A 3,705-nucleotide genomic window follows, 5' to 3' on the forward strand; every position below is an offset into this window, starting at 1 on the left:
GCGCATACGGTCGATTCGGGCAAACGCTGTCGAGCCTGACAGAGGCCTCCGGTTTTGCTCGAGAGCTTTTCCTTGCCCATGGACCTCAAGGTGGCATTGATCTCCACCAACCCCGCTCGAAGAGTGCCCGATCCCATGCCCTGACTGATCATGTGCCAAACCGTAACCGCCGAAGAGAACCCACGATCGCGTTCCTTCGAACGCTTCGGAATCGATTCCAAAGGCAACGCCTCCTCGAAAACATACGGCAGTTGACCCGGAAGACCCTTCATGATCGAATTGCGACTATCCTCAAGCCTCTTGAGGGCAGATTTAGGGCTTCGCCCAAAGGCGCGGTGAAAACCGGGAAGAAACAGGTTGTTTTGTTGCACACCAAAAGCTTGCAGAATCCATCGCCTAGGGCGATCCCTGTCTGCTTTCTGGCAATACAAAATCCATGAATCCAGCCTTATCTAAGTGCCATTGGCGTTTGACCCCATTGACCCCCGCTTATCTAAGTGCCATTGGGGTCAGTCCACGATTTCATAATTTTTCAGGACTCCGTAGTATTCTTCATTTCGCCTACTCCGATGTCGGCTCATCAGGCTACTGACGGCATCCCTCCTGCCCATGCTCAACCCTTCTGCGATCCACCAAATTCGGCTCCGGGGTCTCCAAACAAAGTTGATAGTGATTCCCCATCAACACACAGCCATGCAAACGCCAGCCCTTCGCCTTGCAACACTTCCTCAGGCATTCGATAAAACTCTTGCGCGCTCCCTCGCTCTCGAAAATCCAACTCCGGTAATTCCCACGATTGAGCACATGATACAACGCCCCAGCATATTCGATACGAACCTTCCTCGCCACTCTCTGCCCCTCATGTAGCAACCAGCTGGAGTCAAGAATTTTGCAAGAATTCGTGGACTGACCCCTTCCGGTTACACCACGAGAATGGATATTTTACCATGACTGTAATTTTTCTTTTGATACAACTATTTCATCTTCAAAATGTATCACAAATAGACTGAGAGATATCGTTGAACCGTACCGCAATACTTCATCAGATGTATCGTGCTCCCAAACTGTCGGTTGCCACGGACTCATAATACAAGCAACTTCTTCCTTTGGCATACCTTTCTCAACTTTTTCAAATGAGCGTTCTAGCGAAACATCCCTTAAATACAAAAATATATACAAGACAGAGGTTGCCAATATCAGAAAAATAACGACAACAGAAATCTTCCTCATAATTGGCATATATTTACGGTTTATCAAATATTCCATAATTAGATGCATCAGGTGCATCCTTTGCATGAGACAGCCCAAAACCAGTTTTATTTTTCCTCATTACATCTTCTAAATCTCTTTGTAAAAATGCCGGGAATGCTGATATGTCCACATCAATACCTGCAGCTTTTAAAGCATTAGATATCCTCGTGTTACAATTGTCTTTTAAAGCCCCTGCTGGGTCTTCTCTAGCATTTGGCATTTCATCATCCCATACACCTCTCAGGTACTCTTCCATAATTGCCTCTTGTTCGGGTGTGGTTGGCAGGATGTATATCATTGAATCCCTGTATTCGGCTTGAGAATTAAGATAGTCAACAAATGAGCTTCCTGGATCTGACGTTCCAGGTAAAAAAAGCAGGGGTCAGCCCAATGTTTCATGCATTAAGTGGGGAACATTGGAATACGTCTAGATTCTTGACAAAGGACAGCCGGAGGGAGTCTATCCACGAATTCTTGCAAGAATGGTGACGAGGGGGGTGCAAGTGGGGTCATACCGTCAACGATGGTTACTTGTCAAAAATCTTGACCTGACGTCATTTCGCGTGCCTTGACGTCATTTCGCGTGCCTGACGTCATTTCGCGTGCCCCAAGATCACCGCCTCCTGACCAAGGAGCAACCCATTCACCGTCAGGATGTCACTTCTACCTCTGCGCTCACCGGGAAGGCGCACAAGATTCACGAACAAGAGTTAGCGAGCACCCTCGAGCAACTTTACGAAAAAAATCGACGGGCGACCTATCGCCCTTGTGGATTCCCTTCTCAAATCCGTTGCATTCGCCGGGTGGCGGTCAGAAGCCCGATTATTCCGGCGCAAATCAAGGCTGAGGTCGCCGGCTCGGGGACGGCGGCCACCTGCAAATAAACCTGATCATTCGCCCAGTTCCACTTATACGTGCCAGGAACGAGCCAAAGGGTGGATAAGGACTGGTTCGGAAAGCTTCCGCTGAAATTCAAAATCGTTGCCCCCGCGTAATCCGCAGGAAGCATGAGCTGGTCCTCATCGATCACGAAAAAATCCCCCGTAGCGGCATTGGGAACTTCCGCGGAAACCGAAATGTCGTTCCCAAAATTGGATGGGCCATAGAGAAATCCTGTATAGACTTGGATGTTCCCGACGACGGCGTTTGAGAATTCCGGCTGGCTCGAGTCAATGCTCGAAAGATTGAGGGTGTTGTTGTTCGTGTAGGTCGTCACTGGCGTCAGGCCGGTGAGATCAAGCTGACCCGAACCGGAATAAACGACATCCGGTCCGACCTGTTCGACAAGGATCGTCACCACTCCCCACGCCGAACTTCCGACCGTCGCTAGGGCCGTGACAAAAAGGCAACGCAAGACTCTCATGAGACTCTCTTCAAATCGTCAGTAAGAGACAGTGTCAATGTCATGACTGATTGGAAATTCGATTCGAAACGGTTTCACGGATTGGTAAGGTCGGAGGAAAGGCAAAAGGCGTCAGATCTTGATTCTTGAATTTTGTAAGCCCGAGCGTTAGCCCAACTGCCTTCGCTGGAACCACAAAAAGCACAGAAATCACAGAATTAGACAGGTGCCCACCTGTTGAGGTTTTGGTGCGTTCTGTGGTTAATCACAGCTGGGTTGATCTTTAGTCGGAGATGGGGACGGGAAGAATGGAGTCAGCCCAATGTTTCATGCATTTAGTCGGGAGAAGTTCATCCAGACCAAGTGCGGGATTTCTTGGTGACTGCGGCGGAACTGGATTAGTAAACTTTTCCTGGATTTCCGGAGGGAAGGAGAGGAGATGAACCACAGATGACTCAGATGGGCACAGATGTAGAGGGGGGAGCTGTTTCCGTTTGTGGGGATCGGTGGTGTGTTTCGAATTCTTTTTTGGAAGGGAAGGGAGAAAAGGCCAAACGCGAATAGGAGTCGGAGGGGTCCACGAATTCTGGTAAAGCGCAAGGGAGAAGCGTTCGCTTCGATCGCCGGAAAATTTGCTTGCCGACGGCTAGATTTTGACTAAAAATTAGAGTAATGAAAACAATTTCTCGCTTTGTTCTCCCTCTTGTGTCTCTTCTCAGCCTGCCATTGGCGGCCACGGCTCAGTTCACGATGGTGATCGAGTATTCTGCGATCACCGGAGACACCACCATCACCTACGATGGCAACTGGGCCACTTACTCCCAGACTGCTTCGTTTGGCTCCGGATTTCCAGCGGACTTTGGTCCTAACGCGGTCTACACCAATATCACCGGTGCCTATGGTTACGATGACGGAGCTTTCAATACTCCTTTTCCCTGGAATTCCGCTACCGTAACCGCGACAACGGGCGACCCATGGGGATTTGACCAGTTTGGAGCCTACGCACCGGCGGGATACATTGCTGGAACCACGCTCTCAGGCACGATGACCCTTGGAAGCACGGATCTGTCGGATCTCGGACTCAATCCGGGGCAAAGTGGCGTTGCTTTCAA

6 protein-coding genes are annotated in these 3,705 nt (G+C 49.7%); 1 reads left to right on the top strand and 5 read right to left on the bottom strand.

Annotation, left to right across the window (positions count from 1 at the left end):
• From H5P30_RS00755 to H5P30_RS00775, 5 genes are all read right to left on the bottom strand, one after another.
• A partial coding sequence (locus tag H5P30_RS00755; protein WP_185691015.1) for a hypothetical protein occupies window positions 1-371 on the bottom strand: 371 nt, incomplete at its 3' end.
• Between the two features lie 214 nt (window positions 372-585).
• Window positions 586-849 carry a transposase gene (locus H5P30_RS22360; protein ID WP_185691057.1) on the bottom strand — a complete coding sequence of 88 codons (264 nt, stop codon included), beginning with the start codon at window positions 847-849 and terminating at the stop codon, window positions 586-588.
• Window positions 850-942: 93 nt separating this feature from the next.
• The gene (locus tag H5P30_RS00765; protein WP_185691058.1) at window positions 943-1,266 is read right to left on the bottom strand and encodes a hypothetical protein; all 324 of its coding nucleotides are present in this window, start codon (window positions 1,264-1,266) and stop codon (window positions 943-945) included.
• Entirely contained in the window at window positions 1,244-1,549 is a 306-nt protein-coding gene (locus tag H5P30_RS00770; protein ID WP_185691059.1) for a hypothetical protein, read from the bottom strand. Before H5P30_RS00770 ends, H5P30_RS00765 begins: the two co-directional genes overlap by 23 nt.
• Before the next feature lie 483 nt (window positions 1,550-2,032).
• Window positions 2,033-2,614, bottom strand: a complete 582-nt coding sequence (locus H5P30_RS00775; protein ID WP_185691060.1) for a PEP-CTERM sorting domain-containing protein — start codon at window positions 2,612-2,614, stop codon at window positions 2,033-2,035.
• A 651-nt stretch (window positions 2,615-3,265) separates the two neighbouring features.
• Here H5P30_RS00775 and H5P30_RS00780 point away from each other — a divergent pair.
• Window positions 3,266-3,705 (top strand): hypothetical protein (locus H5P30_RS00780; protein WP_185691061.1); only part of this gene is annotated, 440 nt, incomplete at its 3' end.

Source organism: Puniceicoccus vermicola (assembly GCF_014230055.1).
Classification (GTDB): Bacteria; Verrucomicrobiota; Verrucomicrobiia; order Opitutales; family Puniceicoccaceae; genus Puniceicoccus; species Puniceicoccus vermicola.